Genomic DNA, 22,702 nt, shown 5'->3' with positions numbered 1-22,702 from the left:
GTCGTCTTCCGAGATCAGAACTGGCCGACGAGCGAAACGAACAGGCGCGTCACATCATAGCTGGGGCCGGCCAGAGCGCCGTCGGAGCTTTGGTCGAGGTAGGAGACCGTGGTGGTGACGCCATAATAGCGGTTGATCAGATAGGTGGCGGCCAGCGACGTGGTGACACGCTGGTCGTCGCGATCCACTGCATTATAGTCGTCTTTGCTGTAGCTGAGCTGGCCACTGACGATCACGTTGCGCATCAGCTCATGATCAATCTTGCCGCCGACCTGCGAGCTCAGATAGCCAGCGGATCCAACAATGCCCGCGTCCTGAATGGTGCGCGAGGCCGAAGCCGTGATCGTGGTCAATTCGGTGGGGAACCACTCAAGCTGAGCGCGACCGCCGAAGCCGTCGATGTCCGAATAGGCGGCGTCGTCATAGCTCTGGCTGATGTAGCCGGCTGCGACTTCGCCGCGGCTGACGGCGCCCAGTTCGAAATTGACGCCGACGAGGGCTTCATACCCCGACGAGTCTCGGGCCGGCGTGGTGCTGGTCCCTTGATCATAGTCTTTCTCGTTGCCCGTGATCTGTCCGAAGACAGCCGTGGCCGGGCTGAGGGCGTAGTCGAGACGTCCCGCGAGCGAGAAGGTGGTGCGGTCGCGCGCGCTCTGATCGATTATGTCTCCGGCAGCCGTCCGGCCATCTTCATATTCGAAAGAGGTTACATCGGCGCGACTGGACACGCGTACGCGACCCTTCGACCGCACTGCGCTGAGATAGGCAGAGGCCTGATCATATTCGATCGGGTTGACCGAAGACTGGGCCGTGTTGGTGGAGGTCCGCGGTTCCGTCAGGTGGCCGTACTGTGCGCCGCCGCTCACCGATGAGCCGCGCACAACGTCAAGACGGCCATTGGCGCCGACGGTCCAGTCCGTCGTGTCTTCGCTATCGAAATCGACGTGCTGGCTGATCACGCTGTTGGCGAAGGCTTGCAGAGCATGCCGAGACCAGTCGGATTCGATCGAGACTTCGGGTTGGATGCGGAAGACGACGTCGTCCTGTTCATCTGAGCTCGAGGCAAAGATGTTGTTGTTGTATTCCGCATCGACCTGAACCTTCGGGAAGATGGTGAAGGCCCCCGAGGCAATCCCAAGCGCTTCATACTCGGGCTTGGCGCGTTCACGAACTCCGACCCCGCGATCACGGGCGAACATGTCCACGGATTGGGACTGTGCGGACGCAATCGACTGGGCCGATGCATCAGAGGCGACGGCGGCGAAGCCGAAGGCCATGATCGACGCCGCGCCGACGCGCAGGAAATTATTGCTGCTCTTAAAGCGCATGGTCTTTTAGGTCCTTTGAGGCGCCAAATCGGGGAGGATCGGCTTTAATTCGAAATCAGAGGACTAGGTGCCCGAGCTGTAATCGGGACCGCCGCCGCCGGCGCCCGACGACGGAGGCGCGCCGATGGCTTGGGCGCCGGTCTGACCACCCGTGGCAGCCGGAGCAGAGATCAGGGTGGAGCGGATCGCCTGGACCGTCTGCCGAGCGGCGACGGCGGCTGCCGGCGGAAGCGAAGCGGTCGCCTGCAGTTCCATCATGGCCGCCTCCATGGCGGCCAAAGCCACTTCAGGCGAGGCGCCGCTTGCGGCGATAACGGCCTGCAGCGCCGTCTCATAGGCCGCCTGGGCCTCGGCGGCGGACAGGCTCTGACCCGCCAAGCTCGCGGTCGTCTGGGTCACTGCGGCCTTTAGTTGAACGGACAGTTGCGCCACGGACACCGTGGAAGACGCGCTAACCTGAGCGGCGGCGGTCCAATCGGCGGCGATCGCCGGCCCGGTCACAACGGTAAGTGCGGCAACGGCTAGCGCAGCCTGTGCAAGCTTGAAGTTCTTCATAATGATCCCCTTCGAACATGGACTGCGGCAGCCCATCAGTTCATTGTTGGTGAATATAGCGTTTATTGTTGCGAGTTGATACAGAAAAAAACGACGTTATGATCATGCGTCGGTCAACGTGGCTATTGAGCTTTGGCGACGCTGTCAGGAGTTGGCTTTTGCAAGGGGCGTACGGATCGCAAGTCTGGCGGCCAGCCGTCCGGCAGGGTTTTTGATGGTGTTCACTAGGACGCGCGCCCTGTAGTCGTGAGCGGCGAATGATCGAAGCTCCGTCATCGCCGCCGCCCTTATTGCGGGTGTCACCAGGTTCCAGTTTTCGAATACGAACAGCACTCGCCAAGGGCTTGCCCCGGGGCCAAGCGGGGAGACGCGATACGAGGTCTCGATATATCGCAGGCTCTCGGCGTCCAAGGCGCCTAACTGCTGCTGTTGACGAACATAGGCGGCGCGCAGCCAGGCGGTCGCCGTCGTGGGCGCGGCCGCCAGGGTAAGTTCATTTTCCAGGCCGGCGCGTTCAAGCGTGAACGTTGTCGGCTTGTCCGTGTCCAAGGCGAGATTGGCGCGCTTTTCGTGATGTGCAGCCAGGCCGAATGGCGACGGGATCGCGGGCCAGGTCAGGCTGGCGGCCATACCCGCCGCCCCGATCGCAGTGATCAGGCTTAGACCGAGGATCGCGGGCGTGAACCAACGGCCGTCCAGGCGGGCGGCCTTCCTTGTCCTTGACCTTCTGCGAGACGGTTGTTGCATTTCGGCACGTTCTAAGCGGCCACATCGCACCGCGCCAAGTCTTGTATCAAGACTCGAGCCGCAGCAGTTCGTCTTTCTCCAAAACAGAGAAGATGGCTGTTAGTGCGAACTGGCGGGTTAACGCCTTCGGTCTAAAACGCCTTAGAGCTGCCCCATCGTATTGTCGTGATCCACGGCCTGTCGCTTCAGCCAGGCGACGAAGGCGGTGGCGCTGGGCGACGGCGGGCGGTCGCGGGGTTGGACGACGGAATAGGCGAAGCCGACCGCTTCCGAGCCGTCGGGGAAGGGGGCGACCAGGCGGCCCGAGGCGAGGTCGGCCTGGGCCAGGGTGCGTTTGGCCAGGGCGACGCCGCGGCCGGCCATGGCGGCCTCGATCAACAGGCCCGACTGGTTGAAGCGCGAGCCCCGGCGCGGGTCGGGATGGCGCACCCCGCGCGCCTTCAGCCACATGGCCCAGTCGGGGCGGCTGGGGTCGCCGTCGTTGGACATGTCGTGCAGCAGGGTGTGGCGCATCAGGTCGGCGGGTGTGCGGATCGGGTGTTCGCCGTCCATCAGGGACGGGGCGCAGACGGGCAGGACCGTCTCGGTCATCAGCCGGTCCACGGTCAGGCCGGGATAGTCGCCGGGGCCGTAGCGGACGGCGAGATCGACCTTGCCCTCGGTCAGGTCGGCCGGCTCCATGTCGGCCGAGATCCACAGCTCGATTTCGGGATGGGCGGCGTGGAAGTCGTCCATGCGCGGCATCAGCCATTTGGAGGCGAAGCCGGGGGCGACGCTGATCGACACCTGACGGCGGCGGGGCGGTTCGCGCAGCAGGGCCGAGGCGTCCATCAGCCGTTCGAACCCTTCGCGCAGCAATGGGACCGAGGACCGGCCCAGGTCGGTCAGTTGCAGGCCGCGCGCCTCGCGCACGAACAGGGGGCCGCCGACGATGTCCTCGAGCAGGCGAATTTGCTGGCTGACGGCGCCCGGCGTCACGGCCAGTTCGTCGGCGGCGCGCGAGAAGTTCAGGTGACGCGCGGCGGCCTCGAAGGCGCGAAGGGCGTTGAGCGGGAGCAGGGAACGGGCCATCGCCGTTAGAAATCCTATCAGCGAGCCAAAGGCAATCTGGTTTGCGGGTCTGGATGGGGAAGCCGATGGTTCGCGTCCTGCCGTCGTCCCTTCTTCCTCTCCTGGCGACCCTGAAAGCAAGACCCATGCGTGTATTTCTCGCCGCCATCCCGCTGGAGGCCGCAAAGATCGTGATCATCGGCGGCGGCGAGCCGGCGCTGGCGAAGCTGCGACTGTTTCTGAACACGCCGGCTGAGCTGCTGTGGTTCACGCCGGACGGGGCGCCGCCCCGGATGGAGACGCCCCTGACCGCGCCGACGCCGCTGCTGCGGTCGCCGGACGCCGGCGACTTGGCGGGCGCGCGTCTGGTCTTCATGGCGCTGGACGATGCGGATGAGCTGACGCGGCTGGGCGCCCTGGCGCGGGCGTCGGGGGCTCAGGTCAATGTGGTGGACAAGCCCCACCTCAGCGACTTCCAGACCCCGGCCCTGATCGACCGCGACGAGGTGGTGATCGGGATCGCCACCGGCGGATCAGCGCCCATACTGGCGCGCGACGTGCGTTCGCGGATCGAGGGCGTGCTGCCGGCCGGTCTGGCCAATGTGGCCCGGCTGGCGCGGGAGTTGCGCGACACGGTCAAGGCCAATGTGCCCGACTTCATGGCTAGGCGTCGGTTCTGGGAGAAGGCCTTCCGGGGACCGGCGGCCGATCTTGCGGCGGCGGGCCGCACGGCCGAGGCGCGGCGCGAGATGCTGCGGCTGCTGAATTCGGCCGCGCCGGAACAGGGCGTGGTCCATATCGTCGGGGCGGGGCCGGGTGATCCGGAGCTGCTGACGCTGAAGGCGCTGCGGGTGTTGCAGGACGCCGACGTCATTATTCACGACCGTCTGGTGCCGGACGCCGTGCTGGAGCGGGCCCGGCGCGACGCTAAACGTCTGTATGTCGGCAAGGCGCGCGGCGAACATTCGGTGCCCCAGGATCAGATCGAGGCCCTGATGATCGAGGAAGCCAAGGCCGGCCACCGGGTCGTGCGGCTGAAGGGCGGCGATCCCTTCGTCTTCGGTCGCGGCGGCGAAGAGCTGGAGGCGATGCGGGCGGCGGGCGTGGCGGTCTTCGTCGTGCCGGGCGTCACGGCGGCCCTGGCCTGCGCGGCCTCGGCGGGGATTCCGCTGACCCACCGCGACCATGCCCAGGCGGTCACCTTCGTGACGGCCCAGGCCAAGCCCGGCGGGGTCGAGGCCGACTGGTCGCGACTGGCGGGACCGAACCACACCCTGGCCATCTATATGGGCACGGACCGGGCCGAAGAGACGGCTGATCGTCTGATGGCCGCCGGGCGGTCCCCGTCGACCCCCGTGGCCGTCGTCGAGAACGGCAGTCGGCCGGACGAACGGGTTCTGACCGGCCGGCTGGACGGGCTGGGCGCCTTGGTGCGGGGCGCAGACCTGAGCGGGCCCGCTCTGCTGTTCGTGGGCGAGACGGCGGCGTTCTCGACGGTTCAGATCGATGCGCGAGACGAGGTCGCAGCGTGAAGATCCTAACGGCGAACCGCCTGTCGGACGGCCGCGTCATCTATGCGGGCGCCGGCAATCAGCCGGTGGAGCAACTGGCCCAGGCCTTGGTGCTGGATGAGGCGACGGCGGAGATCGTGCTGGCCGAGGTCGCTGCGCGACCCGACATCTTCGTGAACCCCTATCTGTTCGAGGTTGAGGACCATACGCCTTCGGGCCGGGACCGGCTGAAGGAGCGTATCCGCGCGACTGGACCGACCGTGGGCAACAGCCTGGTGCGGGAGCCCGCCTGATGTATCGCTATGACGAGTTCGACCATGCCCTGGTGCGTGAACGGGTCGAGGAATTCTCGGACCAGGTGGCGCGCCGGGCGTCCGGCACCCTGACCGAGGACGAGTTCAAGCCGCTGCGGCTGATGAACGGCGTCTATCTGCAGCTCCACGCCTATATGCTGCGGGTCGCCATTCCCTATGGAACGTTCAGCAGTCGGCAGATGCGCCAGCTGGCCCATATCGCCCGCACCTATGACAAGGGCTACGGCCATTTCACCACGCGGACGAACATCCAGTACAACTGGCCGGCCCTGACCGACCTGCCGGCGATCCTGAGCGATCTGGCCGATGTCGAGATGCACGCCATCCAGACCTCGGGCAACTGCATCCGCAACACCACGACCGACGTCTTCGCCGGCGCCGCCGACGACGAGATCGAGGATCCGCGCCCCTGGTGCGAGATCATCCGCCAATGGTCGACCATCCACCCGGAGTTCAGCTTCCTGCCGCGCAAGTTCAAGATCGCGGTGATCGGGGGCGAGAAGGACCGGGCGGCGATCCGGACCCATGATGTGGGCCTTCAGATCGTGCGCGGCGCGGATGGCGGGACCGCCTTCCGCGTCTTCGTTGGCGGGGGGCAGGGGCGTCTGCCCCATATCGGCCAGGAGATTGCTTCGGCCGTGCCGGCGGCGGACCTGCTGGCCTATCTGACCGCCATCCTGCGGGCGTGGAACCTGCTGGGGCGGCGCGACAATATCCATAAGGCGCGGATCAAGATCCTGGTCGCCTCGGTCGGGCTGGAGGCCTTCCGCGAGGAGGTGGACAAGCACTACGCCACCCTGCGCCTGGAAGACCTGCGGATCCCTGAGGACGAGGCCGAGCGGATCAAGGCCTATTTCGCCCCGCCGCCGTTCGAGGATCTGCCCAAGGCCAGCGCGCCGTTCGACCGCGCCCTGCTGGCCGATCCGGACTTCGCCCGGTTTGCGAGGAACAATGTGCGGCGTCATCGCCAGGCGGGCTACGCCTCGGTGGTGGTGTCGCTGAAGCCGGTCGGCGGGGTGCCGGGCGACATCACGGCGGACCAGATGGACGCGGTGGCGGATCTGGCCGAGCGCTACGCCTTCGACGAACTGCGCGCCGCCTATGAGCAGAATCTGGTCCTGCCCCATGTGAAGCTGGACGATGTGCCGACGCTGTGGCGGGCGCTGCTGGAGGTGGGGCTGGCGACGGCCAACGCTGATCTGGCGACGGATGTCATCGCCTGTCCGGGGCTGGACTATTGCAGCCTGGCCAACGCCCGGTCGATCCCGGTCGCCCAGGCACTGTCGAAGCGGCTGGCCGACATGGATTATCAGGAGAGGCTGGGGCCGGTCCGCATCAACATGAGCGGGTGCATCAACGCCTGCGGCCACCACCACGTCGGCCACATCGGCGTGCTGGGCGTGGATCGCAAGGGCGAGGAATACTACCAGATCACTGTCGGTGGTTCGCCTGACGAACAGGCGGCTCTGGGCGACATCGTCGGTAAGAGCCTGCCGGCGGACGAGGTCGCGCCGGCGATCCAGCGGACCCTGGACCGCTATCTGCAAATCCGCGCCGAGGGCGAGCGGTTCATCGACACGGTGCGCCGCGTCGGTCCCGATCCCTTCCGCGACGCCATCTATGAGACGCTCGATGCTGCAAACGCTTGAAGGGGTTCAGAACGGCCCGCGGCTGTCGGTCACCACGCCGCTGGAGGAGGTCGAGACGGCCGCCGCCGCGACCGACGTCCTGGTGCTGGAGTTCGACGCCTTTCGCGACGGACGCGGCTTCTCGCTGGCGGCGGTGCTGCGCGAGCGGGGCTATGCCGGGCGGCTGATCGCGGCGGGCAAGGTCCTGCCGGACCAGGCGCGGCATCTGCGGCGCTCGGGTTTTGACGCGGTCGAACTGGCGCCGGGCGCGGACACGGCGGCCTGGGCGCGGATGGATCAGGCGTTCAGCGGGTCGTATCAGCCGGCCGTCGATCCGGCGCCGACCATCTGGCAAAGGCGGCGGGCGGCGTCGAACGACCCGGATCTGCAAGCGCTGGCCGACCGGCTGAACAGCGAGACCGAGGGCAGGGATGCGTCCGAGATCCTGAAGGCGGCGCTGGATCCAGCCCTGGGGCTGCGCGTCGGCGCCATATCTTCGTTCGGGGCGGAATCGGCGGCCCTGCTGCACATCGTCGCCGAGACCAAACCGGACGTGCCGGTGGTGTTTCTGGAGACCGGCCAGCATTTCCTCCAGACCCTGTCCTATCGCACCCAGCTGACCAAGGCCCTGGGCCTGACCGATGTGCGGCTGGTGACGCCGGATGCGAATGAGAAGGCGAGCCTGGACGCCCGCGACGACCTGTGGCGGACCGACGCCGACGCCTGCTGCGACCTGAGGAAGGTGCGGCCGCTGGCGCGGGCGACGGCGGGGTTCAACGCCGTCATCACCGGGCGCAAACGCTATCAGGCCGCGACGCGCGCCGAGCTGAAGCCGTTCGAGGTGCTGGACGGGGTGCTGCGGATCAATCCGCTGGCGGACTGGGACGCCGAGGACGTCGAGGCCTGGCTGGAGGCGCACGACCTGCCGCGTCATCCTCTGGTCGAGCAGGGCTACCGCTCTATCGGCTGCTGGCCCTGCACCCGCCCCGTCGAAGACGACGAAGAGGCGCGGGCCGGACGCTGGTCGGGGATGGACAAGGTCGAGTGCGGCATCCACCTAGGCAAGCGTCAGGTCGCCGCCTGATCCCCCTCCCGTTCGACCTCGCCTGAAAGCTGAAACGTGTCTGTCACTCCGTCCGTCATCGACCTGATCGGCCATACGCCGCTGGTCCGCCTGAACCGCCTGTCCGACGAGACGGGCTGCGAGATCCTGGGCAAGGCCGAGTTCATGAACCCCGGCGGTTCGATCAAGGACCGCGCCGCTCTGTCGATCGTCCAGGGCGCGCGGGCGTCCGGGGCGCTGAAGCCCGGCGGGACCATTGTCGAGGGCACGGCGGGCAACACCGGCATCGGCCTGGCCCTGGTCGGCGCCGCCCTGGGCCATCCGGTGGTCATCGTCATGCCCCGCACCCAGTCCGAAGAGAAGAAGTCGGCCATCCGCTCGCTGGGCGCGCGCCTGGTCGAGGTGGACGCAGCCCCCTTCTCCAGCCCCAACCATTTCGTCCACTATTCCGGGCGTCTGGCGACCGAGCTGAACGAGAGCGAGGCGGCTGGGGCGATCTGGGCCAATCAGTTCGACAACACCGCCAACCGCGACGCTCACTATGCGACGACTGCTCCGGAAATCTGGGAGCAGACGGGCGGCAAGATCGACGCCTTCGTTTCGGCCGTCGGCTCGGGCGGCACCATCTCGGGCGTCGCCGCCTATCTGCGGGAGAAGAAGCCCGAGGTGACCATCGCCCTGGCCGACCCCGCCGGCGCGGCCCTGTTCAACTGGTTCACCAAGGGCGAGATGACGGGCGAGGGCTCGTCGATCACCGAGGGGATCGGGGTGGCGCGGATCACCGGCAATCTGGAAGGCTTCAAGCCCGACCACGCCTATCGGATCGAAGACGCCGAGTTCCTGCCGATCCTGTTCGATCTGGTGAAGTACGAAGGCCTGTCCCTGGGCGGATCGGCCGGGGTTAATATCGCCGGCGCCGTGCGGCTGGCCCGCGAGATCGGGCCGGGCAAGACCATCGTCACCTGCCTGTGCGATCCGGGCTCGCGCTATGCGTCCAAGCTGTTCAATCCGGCGTTCCTGACGTCGAAGGGACTGCCGGTTCCGGGGTGGGCTTAAGACCTTCTCCCGCTTGCGGGAGGGGGGGACCTTCTCGAGGCGCTCACGCGCCTCGCCTCCATTCTAAATTCGTCCGGGGACGCAGACGGACAATCGCCGGCGATGATCGGACCAAAGTCCACGTCCGCTTACTCACTTCGTCCGTAGCCGTTTGGGCCTTGCTGGATTAGGGGAGCGCAACCCCCGCCGCGACTGGAGCCCAATGCCCGCTCCCTTCTCGGAGGGCAACTGGCTCCCCGCTGACTTCAGATCAAGGCGAAGAGAGGGCGTCGTTCGCAGGGCCGACGCCCTCTTTCGTTTCAGGATCCAGGCGCGGCGGCGGGGCCGTAGAACAGGGCGTTGAACAACAGGCGGACCGAGGCGCGGGCCTGGGCGCGATTGATGACGTCCGGCCCCAGGATGATCAGCCGCCCCTGGCCCATTGGCGCATTCACCACGGCAGCGGCGCCGGCCAGCTTCTCCGGACCTATGGCCCATCCGCTGGACACTACGGCGGGCGAGGAATAGCGGGCGGCGACCCCTGCGTCCCCCCGCGCCGTGAAGGCGGCGTTCTCGTCGAAGAAGACATTCAGTCGGGCCGGGAGGCCATAGGCCAGCGGGTCGGCGGGATCGACATCCACCGCCAGCAGAGCGCCGGGGATGAAGAAGTCGGTGGAGGGCAGGGGCTTGTTTTCGGTCGACAGGACGTCGTCGATCGGCGCTCCCAGGGCCAGGGCCAGTTTGTGGGCCGAACCGGCGGTCACGATCGTGCCCCCGGCCTCGGCGAAGCGGGTCAACTGCGGCAGGGTCTTCTCTTGCGTGACGCCGCCCAGCCAAGATCGATAGGCTTCGGGGATCGTCTCAGGATCCGGCTGCCCGCGCCCCGCTCCGTTCGGGAAGTCGCCGGGCAGCAGATCGGGCGCGAAGACAAGGACGTCGAAATCCTTCTTCAGGTCTCCCGCGTCGAGACGTTGAGGATAGACGACCTCGAAGGGATACTCGAACTGCTCCAGCAGCCAGCGGGTCCAGCCGGCGGACATGGAGCCGCCGTAGCGATCCACCAGACCGATCCGCACAGGCTTCAGCGCGATGGCGTCTCCGCGCGGCGCGCGCGCCACGGCCTCGGCGTTCAGGCCGAGGTCGGCGACCGCCTGTTCGACCAGGGCGCGCGACACGTCGTTTGCCGGGATCCACAGGGCGCCCGGCGCCAGGGTGCGGGCGCCGACACGCACCTCGGCCTTCTGCCAGAAGACCGGCTGCCCCGCCTTCAGCAGGCGATTGGTCAGGATGAAGCTGTTGACCGCCGCATGGTCGATGATGAAGCCCGCCTTGCCCTGTCCTCGAACCTGACCGGCCGGGACGGAAATGAGATCGGGCACTGGTTCCAGCGGCGCCTCGAACGGATCGAAAATCCGGTCGAACTTCACCCCCATCTGGAGTGCGAGCGTATAGCCGGTGGCGTCATAGGGCAGGGCCGGCGGGCCACCGGGATACTGCAGGTCGTGCGGATGGTCCTGCGGTTCGAACATGTCCAGGACATGCGGCCGATAGGCCTGGTTCGTCCGCACGACGAAGGAGCCGGCCGGATAGGAGGTTCCGGCGATGGAGAAGGCGCGGGTGGCGCGATCGACGTCCACCCCGGTCTTGATCAGGCTGTTGAGGAAGGCGATCGCGGTCGGCAAATCGGCCTGGTCCGCCGGAAGGACATAGGCGCGGGGATCACGGAGCGCCGGGTCGTGCAACACCTTGTCGTACAGGGCGGGATCGACCGATCGTCCGCCCTGGCTCGCCGCTGTCTTCAGGGCCTCGATGCGGGACGGCGTGACGCGCCAGGTGTCGGTCTCGCCCCGTGCAATGGCGTTCGAACCCATGCGCCAGATGTTGAACAGCAGCCGGTCGCGGTTGCGCGACGCATAGTCCAGCACCGCCCGATTGATCGACAGCGAATAGTCGATGGATTGCCGGAAGCGCCAGGTCTGCGGCGCGATGGGGGCCGGCAGATCGTTGCGCGGCAGTTGATTGTCCGGAACCAGGGCGATGCGGCTCGGCGTCGGATGGCCGGTGATCTCCGTCAGCAGGCCGATGGAGTTATGGAAATAGGTGATGGAACGCTCCATCCCGTTGTTCCAGGTCGAGTAGCGGGCGCCGCTGCGCATGGTCGCGCCGGGCTTGCCTTCGGCGACCAGCCGGTTGTGCATGGCGGCGCCGACCTCTGACAGGGCGGTCATCGCCAGAGGATCGTAGTTGTAGTTGAAGGGGTCCCGGAACGGCGGCATGAAGACGACCGTCCCCGCCGGCGCGGACTGGTGATGGTTGTAGACGATCTGGGGGAACCATTCCCGGAACAGCATGCGGTTGACGTTGGTCGTCTCCGTCATCGCAGACAGATAGTAGTCGCGATTATTGTCGTGGCCGACATAGGCCTGATAGAGGCGCGGCAGGCTGGCGAACTCCCGTTTCTCAGGGGCCTCCTCCCGCATGTACCAATCCGCCACCAGGTCCCAGCCGTCCGGGTTCAACGGCGCGAACAGGATGATCACGTCGTCCAACACCCGCAGGGCCTCGGGATCTTCAGCGGTCAGCCATTCATGGACGGCGGCGATCAGGGCCTGGGGCGGCACGGTCTCGGTCGCGTGAAGGCCGCCGTCGATCCAGACGACGGCCTTGCCCTCAGCGGCCAGGGCCCGGGCTTGGGCTTCATCGACGCCCTCGGCCTTGGCCAGGCGTCGCGCGATGTCGCGGTAGTGATCCAGGCGGGCGATGTTGGCTGGAGAGGAGACCGCAGCGACGTATTGGGTGCGCCCCTCGGTCGTCTTGCCGATCTCCATCAGCTTCATACGATCCGACTGGCCGGCGAGCGTATGGAGATAGGCTTCGAACTGCCGGTAGTTGATCAGCTGATAGTCATCGCCGACCTCATGTCCAAACGCCTCATGCGGGGAGGTGATATGACCTGTCTGAGCGGCTGCCGGTCCACCAAGCAGCGCGCCCGCGATCACAATCGCAGCGCAAATTCGGTTGAGCATCTGCTATCTCCCTTCCCCGTCTACTGATTTGGACGCAAGGCGACCGAGTTTCCTCCAGCACGCCCCGGCGTATGGGAAACCCATCGCATAATCAGCATCGTTTGCCGATCTTCCCCTCGGGGCGCTGGAGACCTTGCTGGCAGGCTCTAGATGGGCCTAGGAGCGGCGGCATGAACGCCCTGCGCCGACTGATCGACCCATATCTGCTCATGCTGATCGGCACGGTGGTGCTGGCGGCGTTGGTCCCGGCCAGGGGCGGCGGCGCGGATGTCGCGGAGGGCGTGGCGACGGCGGCGATCGCGCTGTTGTTCTTCCTGTATGGGGCGCGTCTGTCGCCTGGGGCGATCTGGGCGGGACTGTCGCACTGGCGGCTGCAGGGGGTGGTGCTGGCGGCGACCTTTGTGCTGTTTCCGCTGCTGGGGCTGGCGGTGTTCTGGGCTTCGGGGTCTTGGCTGGCGGAGGATCTGAGGGTTGGGCTGTTCTATCTGTGCCTGCTGCCCTCGACGGTGCAGTCGTCGATCGCCTTTACGTCCATCGCGCGGGGCAATGTTCCGGCGGCGCTCTGCGCGGCCTCTGTGTCGAACCTGGCGGGGGTGGTGATCACGCCCCTGCTGGTGATGCTGTTGCTGCCGGTGGGAAGTGCGGGGGTGTCGCTGTCGTCGGTCGAGAGCATCGCCCTGCAGATCTTGGCGCCCTTCCTGGCGGGGCAGGCGGCGAGGCCGTTCATAGGGGGCTGGCTGATGCGGCATGGGCGGCTGACCTCGGCGGTGGACCGGGGGTCGATCCTGCTGGTGGTCTATGTGGCCTTCAGCGCGGGGGTCGTGTCTGGGGCCTGGACCCGGCTGTCGCACCTGGACCTGGCGTTGGTGGTGGTGCTGGACCTCGTCATCCTGGCCGTCGCCCTGGCGGTCACGACCCTGGCCAGCCGGAGACTGGGCTTTTCGCGCGAGGACGAGATCGCCATCGTTTTCTGCGGGTCCAAGAAGAGCATGGCCAGCGGCCTGCCGATGGCGGCCATCCTGTTCGCCGGGCAGAGCGTGAGCCTGATCGTCATCCCCCTGATGCTGTTCCATCAGATCCAGCTGTTCGCCTGTGCGGTTCTGGCCAGGCGGTATGCGGAGGCGGCGCCGGCGGAAGGTCAGATGACGCGGTGAAGCACGGCGGCGTCGGCGATCTGGCGCATGACGGCCTCATAGCCCGGGGCGTCGATGGGGCTGGAGAGGCCGATGGAGCTGCAACCCCGGCGGGCCAGATCGCAGGCGGCGGCGACCAGGGGCTCGATCAGCTTTTCGGGCCGTAGAAGGTCGAAGGCGACCAGGGTGTCGACCATGAACTGCCGCTCGCCCGAGGGAGTGGTGGAGATGGAATAGGCCAGTATGGCCCGGACGCACTCGTTGGCCACGGCGGCGAGCACTCCGCCGGAGGCGGGCGGCGCGTCGACCCGGGCGCGCCACGAGTCCAGCGTGAGGCGCGGGTTCCCCATGTGGGCCAGCACATAGGTCTGGTCGGCTTCGTCGCGTTCGAGGCGGCGATATTGGAGGGCGCTCATTCTCGGCCCCTTAGGCCATGGACGAAAGGACCGCCTTGATCTCCGTCAATCCGTTTGCGTACAGCGGACGCGAAGCCTAACCTCTGCGGACCATGCTCGAACTCAGATCCCTGCCCACGGACTGCGCCCAGCGCCGACAGGATTCGGTGTGTTCGACCTGCGGCGCGCGGGCGTTCAGCGTGTGCAGCAGCCTGGATCCGTCCGATCTGGCCGGGCTGGACGCGATCGCCGAGCGGGTGTCGCTGAAGGCGGGCGAGTCCCTGATCCGCGAGGGGGATCCGGCGACCCACCTGTTCAACATCACCTCGGGATCGGTGAGGATCTACAAGCTGTTGCCGGATGGGCGGCGCCAGATCACGGGCTTCCTGTTCGCCGGCGACTTCGTCGGTCTGGCGACCGGTCAGGACTACGCCTTTTCGGGCGAGGCCATCGAGGATGCGACCCTGTGCCGGTTCCGCAAGACCGATTACCGCGCCCTGATCCGCGAGCGGCCGCTGCTGGAAGAGGCCCTGCTGGACCGGGCGACTCACGAACTGGCGGCGGCGCAGAATCAGATGCTGCTGCTGGGCCGCAAGACGGCGCAGGAGCGAATCGCCTCCTTCCTGCTGGACCTGCCCACCCGCGACCCGCTGCGGCCCTCGGCCGAGGACCAGGTGCGGCTGCCGATGACGCGGTCGGAGATCGCCGACTATCTGGGCCTGACCATCGAGACCGTGAGCCGGGTGCTGACCAAGCTGAAGACGACCGGGGTGATCCGGTTGCTGGCCCTGAACGAATTGCGGATCGAACAGCCCGACCGCCTGCGCGACATCGCCGAGGGCGACGCCTAAGCCCAGACCCGGCAAATGCATTGGGTGGCGTCGTAAAAACATACCGCCAAACCGCCAAACCGCCAAAATGCAGCTTCATCCCTTGTGTCCTTCGCCTCTGTGTCATCGAGGTTCGTGGCGCGGAGAGGAGTGTAACCCGGCGGGCGGGCCTGTCGGGTTGAAGGGTGAAAACGCGCCGCAAACCCGCAGCCCAGCGTGAATCGCAGCGCGCGCAAATAAACGCGCAAATAAATCCGAGTGTGGCCGTCTTCAGACCAGGGCCTGCTGACGGTGGGCGGTCAGACGCACGCGGCCGTCGGTTCCGACGCCCTCGATCCGCAGCGTGCGGTCGCACAGACGCGTTGGGGCCGGGCGGTGGCTGACGATGATCAGGCCCTGGCCGGCGGCCTTCAGGCGACGGTCAAGCGCGGTCAGAACCCGGGCCTCGGTCGCGGGGTCCAGGCCCTCGGTCGGTTCGTCCAGCACCAGCCAGGGCGCCGGGCGCAGATAGGCGCGGGCCAGGCCGAGGCGGCGGCGTTCGCCGCCCGACAGACGCTCGCCGTTGGGACCGACGCGGGCGTCCAGACCGGCCGGATCGGCGCGGACCCGGTCGGCCAGGGCCGCATCTTCCAGCGCCCGCCACAGGGCATGATCGTTTGCGGGCCCCGCGAGCAGCAGGTTCTCGCGGATCGTGCCGTCGATCAGGCGGATGTCCTGAGCGGCGTAGGCGAACAGGGCCAGCCGGTCGTGGGATGCGATGTCGGCGATGTCCCGTCCGTCCAGTCGCGCCTCGTCCGCGACGGCGTCACGCAGGCCGACCAGGCGTTCGATCAGGGTGGTTTTGCCTGCACCGGACGGACCGATCAGGCCCAGGCGTAGCGGCGGCGCCATTCGGGCGCCGTCGGCCGAGAGGATCAGGCCGGCGTCGGTCGGCGCGGGCCCGTGCCGCGCCGGGGAGCCCGAGGCCAGGGCGTCGAGACGGCGTGTCGCCTCCACGGCGGCGCCGTTCTGTTGCAGGGCGCCGACCAGACCGGCGGCGGATTCGATGCCCATGACGGCGGCCAGGGCGGCGAGGGCCGTCATCGGCAAGGGCGCGCCCAGGGTGGCGGGAATGACGGCGGCGACGGCGAGGCCCGTGACCGCCGCCTGCCAGGCGGCCATCCAGCCGCCGGCCTGGGTCAGGGCGATCTGGGCTCGGTCCAGAGCCGCGGCGGCGTGGGAAGCTTCACCGGCCGCCCAGCGATCCAGGCCATAGGCCTTCAGTTCCGGGGAGACGGCCTCGAGCGCGGAAAGCCGGTCCTTGAGCTCGCCCGTGGCGATCTGAACCTGGCGACCGGCCGGGGCGGCCAGGCGACGGGCGATCAGGATCGATCCTGCCGCGCCGAGACCCATGGCGAGCAGCAGCATCAGACCGGCGAGGGGGTTGGCCATGCCCGCGAGCAGGGCGGACGAGGCGACGCCCGCGCCCATGGCCCAGGGCGCCGAGAGCCGGACGAACAGGGTCTGGACCGCGTCCACATCCTGGACCAGCCGGGCCGAGGCCTCGCCGGAGGACAGGGAGAGGGCCTGGGCCGGAGGCGCGGAGGCGAGGGCGTCGAACAGTTGCGGTCGCAGCCGCGCCAGAGCCTTCAGCGCCGCCTCATGGCCGGCGACGCGTTCGATGTAGCGGGCGCCGGTGCGCAGGACGGCCAGCAGGCGAATGGTCGCGCTGGGCATCATATAGTTGAAGGCCTGCACGGCGACGGATCCGGCGACCCCCGCAATGGCTGCGCCTGTGATGAACCAGCCTGACAGGCCCAGCAGACAGGCGGCGGCGACCGCGACGGTCGCGCCGCCGGCGGCGGCGAGGCGCAGGCGGGTTCGGTGAGCCTGACGTTGGGCCGCGATCAGGGCGCCGACGCGCGAGGGCAGGGGACGGGTCATCACAGGAGCACCACGCGGTCGGCCATGGCCGCGACGGCGGCGGAGTGGGTGGCGATCAGGGTCGTGCGGCCGCGCGTCGCCTGGCGGATCAGGTCCAGCATGGCTTCTTCCGAAGCGGGGTCCAGATTGGCCGTCGGTTCGTCCAGCAGCAGGATGGGGGCGCGCTTCAGAATGGCGCGGGCCAGGCCCAGACGCCGCCGCTCGCCGCCCGACAGGCCGCCGCCGCGTTCATCGATGGGGCGGTCCAGGTCGCCGAACAGGCCGGCCTCGCCCGCAGCGACCAGGATGCGGCCGGGGCAGGCGGAGGGATCGGCCAGTCGGATGTTGTCGCCCAGACTGCCGGGCACGACGACGGGGTTCTGGCTGGCCCAGGCGATCTGGCCGGCGAAACCGCCCGCCTCGGAGAGCCGCGCCCCGCCGACCTCGACCTCGCCGGCGGTCAGGGGCGACAGGCCCAGGAACAGGTGCAGCAGGCTGGACTTGCCCGAGCCGCTGGCGCCGACCAGGGCGACGATCTGGCCGGGGCGGAGGTCGAGGTCGAAATCGGCGATCACCGGCGCGGCGTCGCCATAGGCGATGGAGACTTTTGAGAAACGGATCGCCGGGGCGTCCTCCGGCAGGATGTGGCGGTCCCGGGGCGGGGCCTCGGGCGTGATCAGGGCGGGGACGGCGGATTCGGCGGCCTGGCGATCATGATAGGCGGCGGCGAGACGGCGCAGGGGCTGATAGACCTCGGGCGCCAGGGCCAGGACGAAGAAGGCGCGGCTCAGATCCAGCTGCTCCGGCGCGGGGAAGGGGAGCAGTTTCAGCAGGTTGAAGCCGCAATAGACGGCGATCAGGGCCACGGACAAGGCCGAGAAGAACTCCAGCACCCCGGACGACAGGAAAGCGATCCGCATGACGCGGTTGGTGCGGCGCTCCAGCTCGTCGGAGGCGCGGGCGATTTCGGCGGTGGTGCGGGCGCGGGCGTCGAAGGCCAGGACGGCGGGCAGGGCGCGCACCCGGTCGACGAACAGGCCCGACAGCCGTTCCAGCGCCTGGAACTGGCGGCGGCTCTCGCCGGCGGCGGCCGTGCCGGCCAGGATCATGCCGAAGACGAAGGGCAGCAGGGTGAAGATGAGGATGCCGGCCGAGAAGGGGCTGGCCACGGCGGCGACGGCGATGATCAGCAGGGGGGACAGGCCGGCGGCCATCTTCAGCGGGGTGAAGCGCGACATGTAGCCGTCCAGCGCGCCGACGCCTTCGACCACGGCGGTCAGGCGATCATCGGAACGGGCGCCGCGTCCGAACAGGTCGGCCAGCAGCCGGTCGCGCACGCTGGTCTTGACCGAGCGGCCGAGGCGCGCCCCGACGACCACCGCCGCCTGGCCGACCAGGCCGCGGGCGACTAGGCTGACGACGGCCAGCAGCAGCCAGGGCAGGGCGGCGAAGGGCGAGACTCCGAAGGTCGCCACGGTCATGGCCAGACCACCGGCGAAACCGACCGCCGGAACCACGTCTGCCACGGCCAGAAGACCCGCCAGGGCCGTCAGCCGGCGCCAGGGCGCGGCGGCCTGTTTCAGCCAGGCGGCGGGGGAGGCTGCGGGAGAGGCCGTGATCGGCGCCGAGGTCATTCGAACACTCCAGCTTTGGGACGCCCCGAAAGCCATTGGACAAACCGTCGTTGGGCGAAATGTCCAAGGACGATCAGTCCACTACGACCCACCGTGCAACGGGGCTTTGATCGAAATCAAGGCGACCGCCCCGCCTTGGTTCTAGGGCGGGTGAAACGTCGGTCGTCGGGGCCGGCTACAAGGAGCCTAGAGCCATGATCGACCTCGCGGTCGTCGACCTATCCAGGCTGCAGTTCGCGCTGACAGCCCTTTATCACTTTCTGTTCGTCCCCCTGACCCTGGGGCTGTCGTTCATGCTGGTCATCATGGAGTCGATCTATGTGATGACCCGGCGGCCGATCTGGCGGACCATCACCCGCTTCTGGGGGACGCTGTTCGGCATCAACTTCGTGCTGGGCGTCGCGACCGGCATCACCATGGAGTTCCAGTTCGGCATGAACTGGAGCTATTACAGCCACTACGTCGGCGACATCTTCGGGGCCCCGCTGGCCATCGAAGGGCTGATGGCCTTCTTCCTTGAAGCCACCTTCGTCGGGTTGATGTTCTTCGGCTGGGAAAAGCTGAAGCCGTCGGCGCACCTGTTCGTCACATTCATGGTGGCGCTGGGCACGAACCTGTCGGCCGTGTGGATCCTGATCGCCAACGGCTGGATGCAGAACCCGGTCGGCGCCGCCTTCAATCCCGACTCGATGCGGATGGAAGTGACGGACTTCATGGCCGTGATCTTCAACCCGGTGGCCCAGGCCAAGTTCGTCCACACCGTCAGCGCCGGCTATGTCTGCGCCTCGGTGTTCGTGCTCGGGGTTTCGGCCTTCTATCTGCTGCGCGGCAAGCATGTCGGCTTCGCCAAGCGGTCGATGACGGTGGCCTCGGCCTTCGGTCTGGCGGCTTCGCTGTCCGTCGTCGTGCTGGGCGACCAGTCCGGCTATGCCCTGACCGATAACCAGAAGATGAAGCTCGCCGCTCTGGAGGCCATGTGGCACACCGAGCCCGCGCCGGCCGGTCTGACCCTGATCGGCATCCCCAGCATGAAGGACCGCGAGACCCACTACGGCGTTCATGTGCCGTGGGTCATGGGCCTGATCGCCACCCGCACCATCGACAAGCCAGTTGAGGGCATCTTCGAACTGGTCGCCACGGCCGAGACGCGGATCGAGTCCGGCGTCATCGCCTATGACGCCCTGGAGAAGGTCAAGGCCAATCCGGCCGATCCCGCCGCGCGCGCCCTGTTCGAGACCCATCGCCGCGACCTGGGCTATGGCCTGCTGCTGAAGCGCCACGTCGCCGATCCGCGCATGGCCTCGCCTGAGCTGATCCAGCAGACGGCCTGGGAGACGGTGCCGAACGTGCCGGCCCTGTTCTGGAGCTTCCGCATCATGGCGGGCGTCGGGATGTTCATGATCCTGTTCTTCGCCACAGCCTTCTACCTGTGCACCGTGCGCAAGCATCAGACCCGCTGGTTCCTGCGCCTGGCCGTTCTGGCCCTGCCGCTGCCGTGGGTCGCGATCGAGTTCGGCTGGATCCTGGCCGAGTTCGGGCGTCAGCCCTGGGCGGTGGAAGGCGTGCTACCGACCTTCCTCGGCGCCTCGTCCCTGACCGTGCCCCAGCTGTGGGCGACCATCATCGGCTTCACCGCCCTGTACGGCGCCCTGGCCGTGGTCGAGGTCCGGCTGCTGCTGTTCGCCATCAAGAAGGGTCCGTTCCACGAGCAGGACGCCTTCGCACCCGCCCCCGAGGCGCCCCGTGACGAGTCTGGCGCGACCGTCGCCGCGCCCGCTGTGGCCTGAACCAGAGAGACTTAGGACATCCGACAATGGATCTTCCAATCGACTTCGCAACCCTTCGCCTGATCTGGTGGGCCCTTCTGGGGGTTCTGCTGATCGGCTTCGCCCTGACCGACGGTTTCGACCTGGGCGTCGGCTCGCTTCTGCCCTTCGTGGCCAGGACTGATGAAGAGCGCCGGATGGTGATCAACACCGTCGGCGCGACCTGGGAAGGCAACCAGGTGTGGTTCATCCTGGGCGGCGGCGCGATCTTCGCCGCCTGGCCCTTCGTCTACGCCGTCAGCTTCTCGGGCTTCTACCTGGCCATGTTCCTGGTCCTGTCGGCCCTGATCCTGCGGCCGGTGTCGTTCAAGTACCGCTCCAAGCGGGCGTCGCCCAAGTGGCGGTCGTTCTGGGACTGGTGCCTGTTCATCGGCGGCTTCGTGCCGGCCCTGGTGTTCGGCGTCGCCGTCGGCAACGTCCTGCTGGGCGCCCCCTTCCGCCTGGATAGCGACCTGCGCTCCTTCTACGACGGCAGCCTGCTGGGCCTGTTCACCCCCTTCAGCCTGATCGCCGGCCTGCTGTCGGTGGCCATGCTGGTGCTGCACGGTGCGGCCTGGCTGTCGGTGAAGGCCGAAAAGGGTCCGGTGCTGGAGCGGGCGCGTCTGTACGGCACGATCGCCGGCGTTCTGGCCCTGGTCCTGTTCGCGGCGGGCGGCCTGTATATGGCCTTCGGCGGCGTCGGCTACCGGATCACGGGCGACCTGGACATCCAGGGCTTCTCCAACCCGCTGCGCACCACGGTTGCAGCTGCGCCCGGCGCCTGGCTGGACAACTACGGCCGCTATCCGTGGATGATGATCGCCCCGACCCTGGGCTTCGTCGGCGCGGTGGTCGGGCTGTCGGGCATGTGGCTGCGGTCCGCGCCCCTGGCCTTCGGCGGATCGTCGATCTCGACCGTCGGCATCATCTCGACCGTCGGCCTGTCGATGTTCCCCTTCATCCTGCCCAGCTCGATTGATCCGCAGTCCAGCCTGACGGTCTGGAACGCCTCCTCCAGCCACGTGACCCTGTTCATCATGCTGATCTGCACGCTGATCTTCCTGCCGATCGTGCTGATCTACACCAGCTGGGTCTATTCCGTGCTGTGGGGGCGGACCTCGACCGCCGCACTCAAGACCAACCCCGACCTCTACTGAGCTCAAGGAGCATCAAGTCATGTGGTATTTTTCCTGGATACTGGGTGTCGGTCTGGCCGTCGGGTTCGGCGTGCTGAACGGCCTGTGGCACGAGTTCCACCTGTTCGACGAGGGCGACCAAGGCCTTTCGGTCGATGCGGCGAAAGAGGGCGATGTCCCTCTCTAGCCCCCCCGGCGCGCGCCATGGCGGCGTGCGGACGACACGCGAGCTGATCGCCCGCTACGACGCCCACGCGCCGCGTTACACCTCCTATCCGACGGCGGCGCAGTTCACGCCCGCCGTCGGGGCCGCCGACTGGGGGGCGTGGCTGTCGGCCGCGCCCCTCGATCGCGCGGTGTCGCTGTATCTGCACATCCCCTTCTGCAAGCGGCTGTGCTGGTACTGTGGCTGCAACACCCGGGCGATGAACCGGGTGGCGCCGATGAGCAGCTATGTCGATCTGCTGCTGAATGAGGCCGACCTCGTGCTGGCGCGGATCGGTCGCCCGGTGCGGGTCGGCTCGATCCACCTGGGCGGCGGCACGCCCAACATGTTGCCGCCGCAAGAGCTGGAGCGGCTGTTCGCCGGTCTGGCCGCGCGGTTCGACCTGGGCGACTGTTTCGGGATCGCCGCAGAATTGGACCCCGAAGTCCTGACTCAGGAGTGGGTCGAGGCCGCCGGGCGGATCGGCCTGAGCCGCGCCAGCCTGGGGGTGCAGGACCTGTCGCCCAAGGTTCAGGCGGCGGTGAACCGGCCCGAGTCCTTCGAGACCATCCGATGGGCGGCCGAGGCGCTGAGGGCGCAGGGCGTCACCTCATTGAACCTGGATCTGATGTACGGCCTGCCGCTTCAGGCGGTCGAGAATGTGATCACCACAGTGGCCCAGGTCGCCACGCTGCGGCCCGACCGGATCGCCCTGTTCGGCTATGCCCATGTGCCGTGGATGAAGCCGCACCAGAAGCTGATCAACGAGGCCGACCTGCCGGGGCCCGAGGCGCGTTTCGCCCAGAGCCAGGCGGCGGCGCGGTATCTGGTGCAGAAGGGCTGGCAGGCGGTCGGCCTGGACCATTTCGCCCTGCCGCACGACTCGATGGCTGCGGCCGTGCGGGCCGGACGGCTGCGTCGCAACTTCCAGGGCTATACGACCGACGAGTCGCCGGTGCTGATCGGCCTGGGGGCGTCGTCGATCAGCCGCACGCCGCAGGGCTTTGTTCAAAATCTGACGCAGGAGCGCGACTGGCGCGCCGCCGTCGAGGCCGGCGACCTGCCGGTCGCGCGGGGCGTGGCGCTGGATCCGCGCGACGCCTTCGTGGGCGAGATCATCGAGCGGCTGATGTGCGACTTCGCCGTCGATGTCGCCGCGATCGCCAGCCGACACGGGCGAGCGCTGACCGAGGTCGAGGAGGCCTGGCCCCGGCTGCTGCCGTTCCAGCTGGACGGACTGGCCGAGGTCAGCGGGGCGGTGGTGACGGTCACGGACCTGGGCCGGCCGTTCGTGCGCGCGGTCTGCGCCGCCTTCGATCCTGGCGCGGTCGATATAGAAAAGCGGCACGCTCGCGTGGTCTGATTGGACAGATTGTCCAACCCCTGCATGGGTTTGCGCTGGATC

The 22,702-nt window shown here is 67.8% G+C and carries 19 protein-coding genes; 11 read left to right on the top strand and 8 right to left on the bottom strand.

The genetic code is table 11. The features are described from left to right. Positions 1-14: 14 nt before the first annotated feature. The 4 genes from ACW17X_RS06700 to gcvA form a co-directional block, all read right to left on the bottom strand. Positions 15-1,277, bottom strand: a complete 1,263-nt coding sequence (locus ACW17X_RS06700; RefSeq protein ID WP_492100196.1) for an outer membrane beta-barrel protein — start codon at positions 1,275-1,277, stop codon at positions 15-17. Between the two features lie 114 nt (positions 1,278-1,391). Further along, positions 1,392-1,883 (bottom strand): hypothetical protein, encoded by a 492-nt coding sequence (locus tag ACW17X_RS06695; RefSeq protein ID WP_492100195.1) that lies wholly within the window; start codon positions 1,881-1,883, stop codon positions 1,392-1,394. Positions 1,884-2,027: 144 nt separating this feature from the next. Then, on the bottom strand, positions 2,028-2,513 hold the full coding sequence (locus tag ACW17X_RS06690; RefSeq protein ID WP_492100194.1) for a hypothetical protein: 486 nt from the start codon (positions 2,511-2,513) through the stop codon (positions 2,028-2,030). A gap of 258 nt (positions 2,514-2,771) precedes the next feature. After that, on the bottom strand, positions 2,772-3,701 hold the full coding sequence (gene gcvA / locus ACW17X_RS06685; RefSeq protein ID WP_492100193.1) for a transcriptional regulator GcvA: 930 nt from the start codon (positions 3,699-3,701) through the stop codon (positions 2,772-2,774). Between the two features lie 125 nt (positions 3,702-3,826). On the opposite strand from gcvA, the gene cysG reads away from it, so the two are divergent. From cysG to ACW17X_RS06660, 5 genes are read left to right on the top strand one after another with little or no spacing between them, the layout of a single operon-like run. Then, positions 3,827-5,212 carry a siroheme synthase CysG gene (cysG, locus tag ACW17X_RS06680; protein ID WP_492100192.1) on the top strand — a complete coding sequence of 462 codons (1,386 nt, stop codon included), beginning with the start codon at positions 3,827-3,829 and terminating at the stop codon, positions 5,210-5,212. Continuing rightward, positions 5,209-5,484: a DUF2849 domain-containing protein gene (locus ACW17X_RS06675; protein WP_492100191.1), complete on the top strand. Its 276-nt coding sequence runs from the start codon at positions 5,209-5,211 to the stop codon at positions 5,482-5,484. The genes cysG and ACW17X_RS06675 overlap by 4 nt, the downstream gene beginning before the upstream one ends. Continuing rightward, on the top strand, positions 5,484-7,154 hold the full coding sequence (locus ACW17X_RS06670) for a nitrite/sulfite reductase (protein ID WP_492100190.1): 1,671 nt from the start codon (positions 5,484-5,486) through the stop codon (positions 7,152-7,154). The genes ACW17X_RS06675 and ACW17X_RS06670 overlap by 1 nt, the downstream gene beginning before the upstream one ends. Beyond that, complete coding sequence (locus ACW17X_RS06665; RefSeq protein WP_492100189.1) at positions 7,138-8,217, top strand: phosphoadenylyl-sulfate reductase; 1,080 nt, start codon at positions 7,138-7,140, stop codon at positions 8,215-8,217. Before ACW17X_RS06670 ends, ACW17X_RS06665 begins: the two co-directional genes overlap by 17 nt. Before the next feature lie 36 nt (positions 8,218-8,253). Beyond that, positions 8,254-9,252: a cysteine synthase A gene (locus tag ACW17X_RS06660; RefSeq protein ID WP_492100188.1), complete on the top strand. Its 999-nt coding sequence runs from the start codon at positions 8,254-8,256 to the stop codon at positions 9,250-9,252. A gap of 299 nt (positions 9,253-9,551) precedes the next feature. Here the strand turns inward: ACW17X_RS06660 and ACW17X_RS06655 are convergent, their stop codons facing one another. Next, positions 9,552-12,257, bottom strand: coding sequence for a M14 family metallopeptidase (locus tag ACW17X_RS06655; protein WP_492100187.1), 2,706 nt, complete (start codon positions 12,255-12,257; stop codon positions 9,552-9,554). Between the two features lie 170 nt (positions 12,258-12,427). On the opposite strand from ACW17X_RS06655, the gene ACW17X_RS06650 reads away from it, so the two are divergent. Next, entirely contained in the window at positions 12,428-13,411 is a 984-nt protein-coding gene (locus tag ACW17X_RS06650; RefSeq protein ID WP_492100186.1) for a bile acid:sodium symporter family protein, read from the top strand. Here the strand turns inward: ACW17X_RS06650 and ACW17X_RS06645 are convergent. Continuing rightward, a complete protein-coding gene (locus ACW17X_RS06645; RefSeq protein WP_492086356.1) occupies positions 13,396-13,806 on the bottom strand; it encodes a hypothetical protein in 411 nt (136 codons plus the stop codon). The genes ACW17X_RS06650 and ACW17X_RS06645 overlap by 16 nt on opposite strands. A gap of 92 nt (positions 13,807-13,898) precedes the next feature. Between ACW17X_RS06645 and ACW17X_RS06640 the strand changes: the two genes are divergently transcribed. Beyond that, positions 13,899-14,636, top strand: coding sequence for a cyclic nucleotide-binding domain-containing protein (locus ACW17X_RS06640; protein WP_492100185.1), 738 nt, complete (start codon positions 13,899-13,901; stop codon positions 14,634-14,636). Between the two features lie 249 nt (positions 14,637-14,885). On the opposite strand, the gene ACW17X_RS06635 is transcribed toward ACW17X_RS06640, so the two are convergent. Both ACW17X_RS06635 and cydD read right to left on the bottom strand, forming a co-directional pair. Beyond that, a complete protein-coding gene (locus tag ACW17X_RS06635) occupies positions 14,886-16,538 on the bottom strand; it encodes an amino acid ABC transporter ATP-binding/permease protein (RefSeq protein WP_492100184.1) in 1,653 nt (550 codons plus the stop codon). Next, positions 16,538-18,151 (bottom strand): thiol reductant ABC exporter subunit CydD, encoded by a 1,614-nt coding sequence (gene cydD / locus ACW17X_RS06630; protein WP_492100183.1) that lies wholly within the window; start codon positions 18,149-18,151, stop codon positions 16,538-16,540. The genes ACW17X_RS06635 and cydD overlap by 1 nt, the downstream gene beginning before the upstream one ends. 197 nt (positions 18,152-18,348) lie before the next feature. Here cydD and ACW17X_RS06625 point away from each other — a divergent pair, with 197 nt between their 5' ends. From ACW17X_RS06625 to hemN, 4 genes are read left to right on the top strand one after another with little or no spacing between them, the layout of a single operon-like run. Beyond that, positions 18,349-19,938, top strand: a complete 1,590-nt coding sequence (locus ACW17X_RS06625) for a cytochrome ubiquinol oxidase subunit I (RefSeq protein ID WP_492100443.1) — start codon at positions 18,349-18,351, stop codon at positions 19,936-19,938. 26 nt (positions 19,939-19,964) lie between these two features. After that, positions 19,965-21,113, top strand: coding sequence for a cytochrome d ubiquinol oxidase subunit II (cydB, locus tag ACW17X_RS06620; protein WP_492100182.1), 1,149 nt, complete (start codon positions 19,965-19,967; stop codon positions 21,111-21,113). Between the two features lie 19 nt (positions 21,114-21,132). Then, positions 21,133-21,279, top strand: a complete 147-nt coding sequence (gene cydX / locus ACW17X_RS06615; protein ID WP_054766299.1) for a cytochrome bd-I oxidase subunit CydX — start codon at positions 21,133-21,135, stop codon at positions 21,277-21,279. After that, positions 21,266-22,660 carry an oxygen-independent coproporphyrinogen III oxidase gene (hemN, locus tag ACW17X_RS06610; protein ID WP_492100181.1) on the top strand — a complete coding sequence of 465 codons (1,395 nt, stop codon included), beginning with the start codon at positions 21,266-21,268 and terminating at the stop codon, positions 22,658-22,660. Before cydX ends, hemN begins: the two co-directional genes overlap by 14 nt. Positions 22,661-22,702: the final 42 nt, after the last annotated feature.

The sequence above is a fragment of the Brevundimonas sp. FV1ye4L genome (genome assembly GCF_058681255.1).
The sequence above is the reverse complement of the archived record's forward strand: the minus strand, read 5'-3'. Positions and strand labels throughout refer to the sequence as shown.

What these genes read in the sequence shown, in the direction of transcription:
- ACW17X_RS06700 (WP_492100196.1), bottom strand. Translation starts at nt 1,277, where the DNA reads ATGGCCTTCGGCTTCGCCGCCGTCGCCTCTGATGCATCGGCCCAGTCG.
- ACW17X_RS06695 (WP_492100195.1), bottom strand. Translation starts at nt 1,883, where the DNA reads ATGAAGAACTTCAAGCTTGCACAGGCTGCGCTAGCCGTTGCCGCACTT.
- ACW17X_RS06690 (WP_492100194.1), bottom strand. Translation starts at nt 2,513, where the DNA reads ATGGCCGCCAGCCTGACCTGGCCCGCGATCCCGTCGCCATTCGGCCTG.
- gcvA (WP_492100193.1), bottom strand. Translation starts at nt 3,701, where the DNA reads ATGGCCCGTTCCCTGCTCCCGCTCAACGCCCTTCGCGCCTTCGAGGCC.
- cysG (WP_492100192.1), top strand. Translation starts at nt 3,827, where the DNA reads ATGCGTGTATTTCTCGCCGCCATCCCGCTGGAGGCCGCAAAGATCGTG.
- ACW17X_RS06670 (WP_492100190.1), top strand. Translation starts at nt 5,484, where the DNA reads ATGTATCGCTATGACGAGTTCGACCATGCCCTGGTGCGTGAACGGGTC.
- ACW17X_RS06665 (WP_492100189.1), top strand. Translation starts at nt 7,138, where the DNA reads ATGCTGCAAACGCTTGAAGGGGTTCAGAACGGCCCGCGGCTGTCGGTC.
- ACW17X_RS06655 (WP_492100187.1), bottom strand. Translation starts at nt 12,257, where the DNA reads ATGCTCAACCGAATTTGCGCTGCGATTGTGATCGCGGGCGCGCTGCTT.
- ACW17X_RS06650 (WP_492100186.1), top strand. Translation starts at nt 12,428, where the DNA reads ATGAACGCCCTGCGCCGACTGATCGACCCATATCTGCTCATGCTGATC.
- ACW17X_RS06645 (WP_492086356.1), bottom strand. Translation starts at nt 13,806, where the DNA reads ATGAGCGCCCTCCAATATCGCCGCCTCGAACGCGACGAAGCCGACCAG.
- ACW17X_RS06640 (WP_492100185.1), top strand. Translation starts at nt 13,899, where the DNA reads ATGCTCGAACTCAGATCCCTGCCCACGGACTGCGCCCAGCGCCGACAG.
- ACW17X_RS06635 (WP_492100184.1), bottom strand. Translation starts at nt 16,538, where the DNA reads ATGACCCGTCCCCTGCCCTCGCGCGTCGGCGCCCTGATCGCGGCCCAA.
- cydD (WP_492100183.1), bottom strand. Translation starts at nt 18,151, where the DNA reads ATGACCTCGGCGCCGATCACGGCCTCTCCCGCAGCCTCCCCCGCCGCC.
- cydB (WP_492100182.1), top strand. Translation starts at nt 19,965, where the DNA reads ATGGATCTTCCAATCGACTTCGCAACCCTTCGCCTGATCTGGTGGGCC.
- cydX (WP_054766299.1), top strand. Translation starts at nt 21,133, where the DNA reads ATGTGGTATTTTTCCTGGATACTGGGTGTCGGTCTGGCCGTCGGGTTC.
- hemN (WP_492100181.1), top strand. Translation starts at nt 21,266, where the DNA reads ATGTCCCTCTCTAGCCCCCCCGGCGCGCGCCATGGCGGCGTGCGGACG.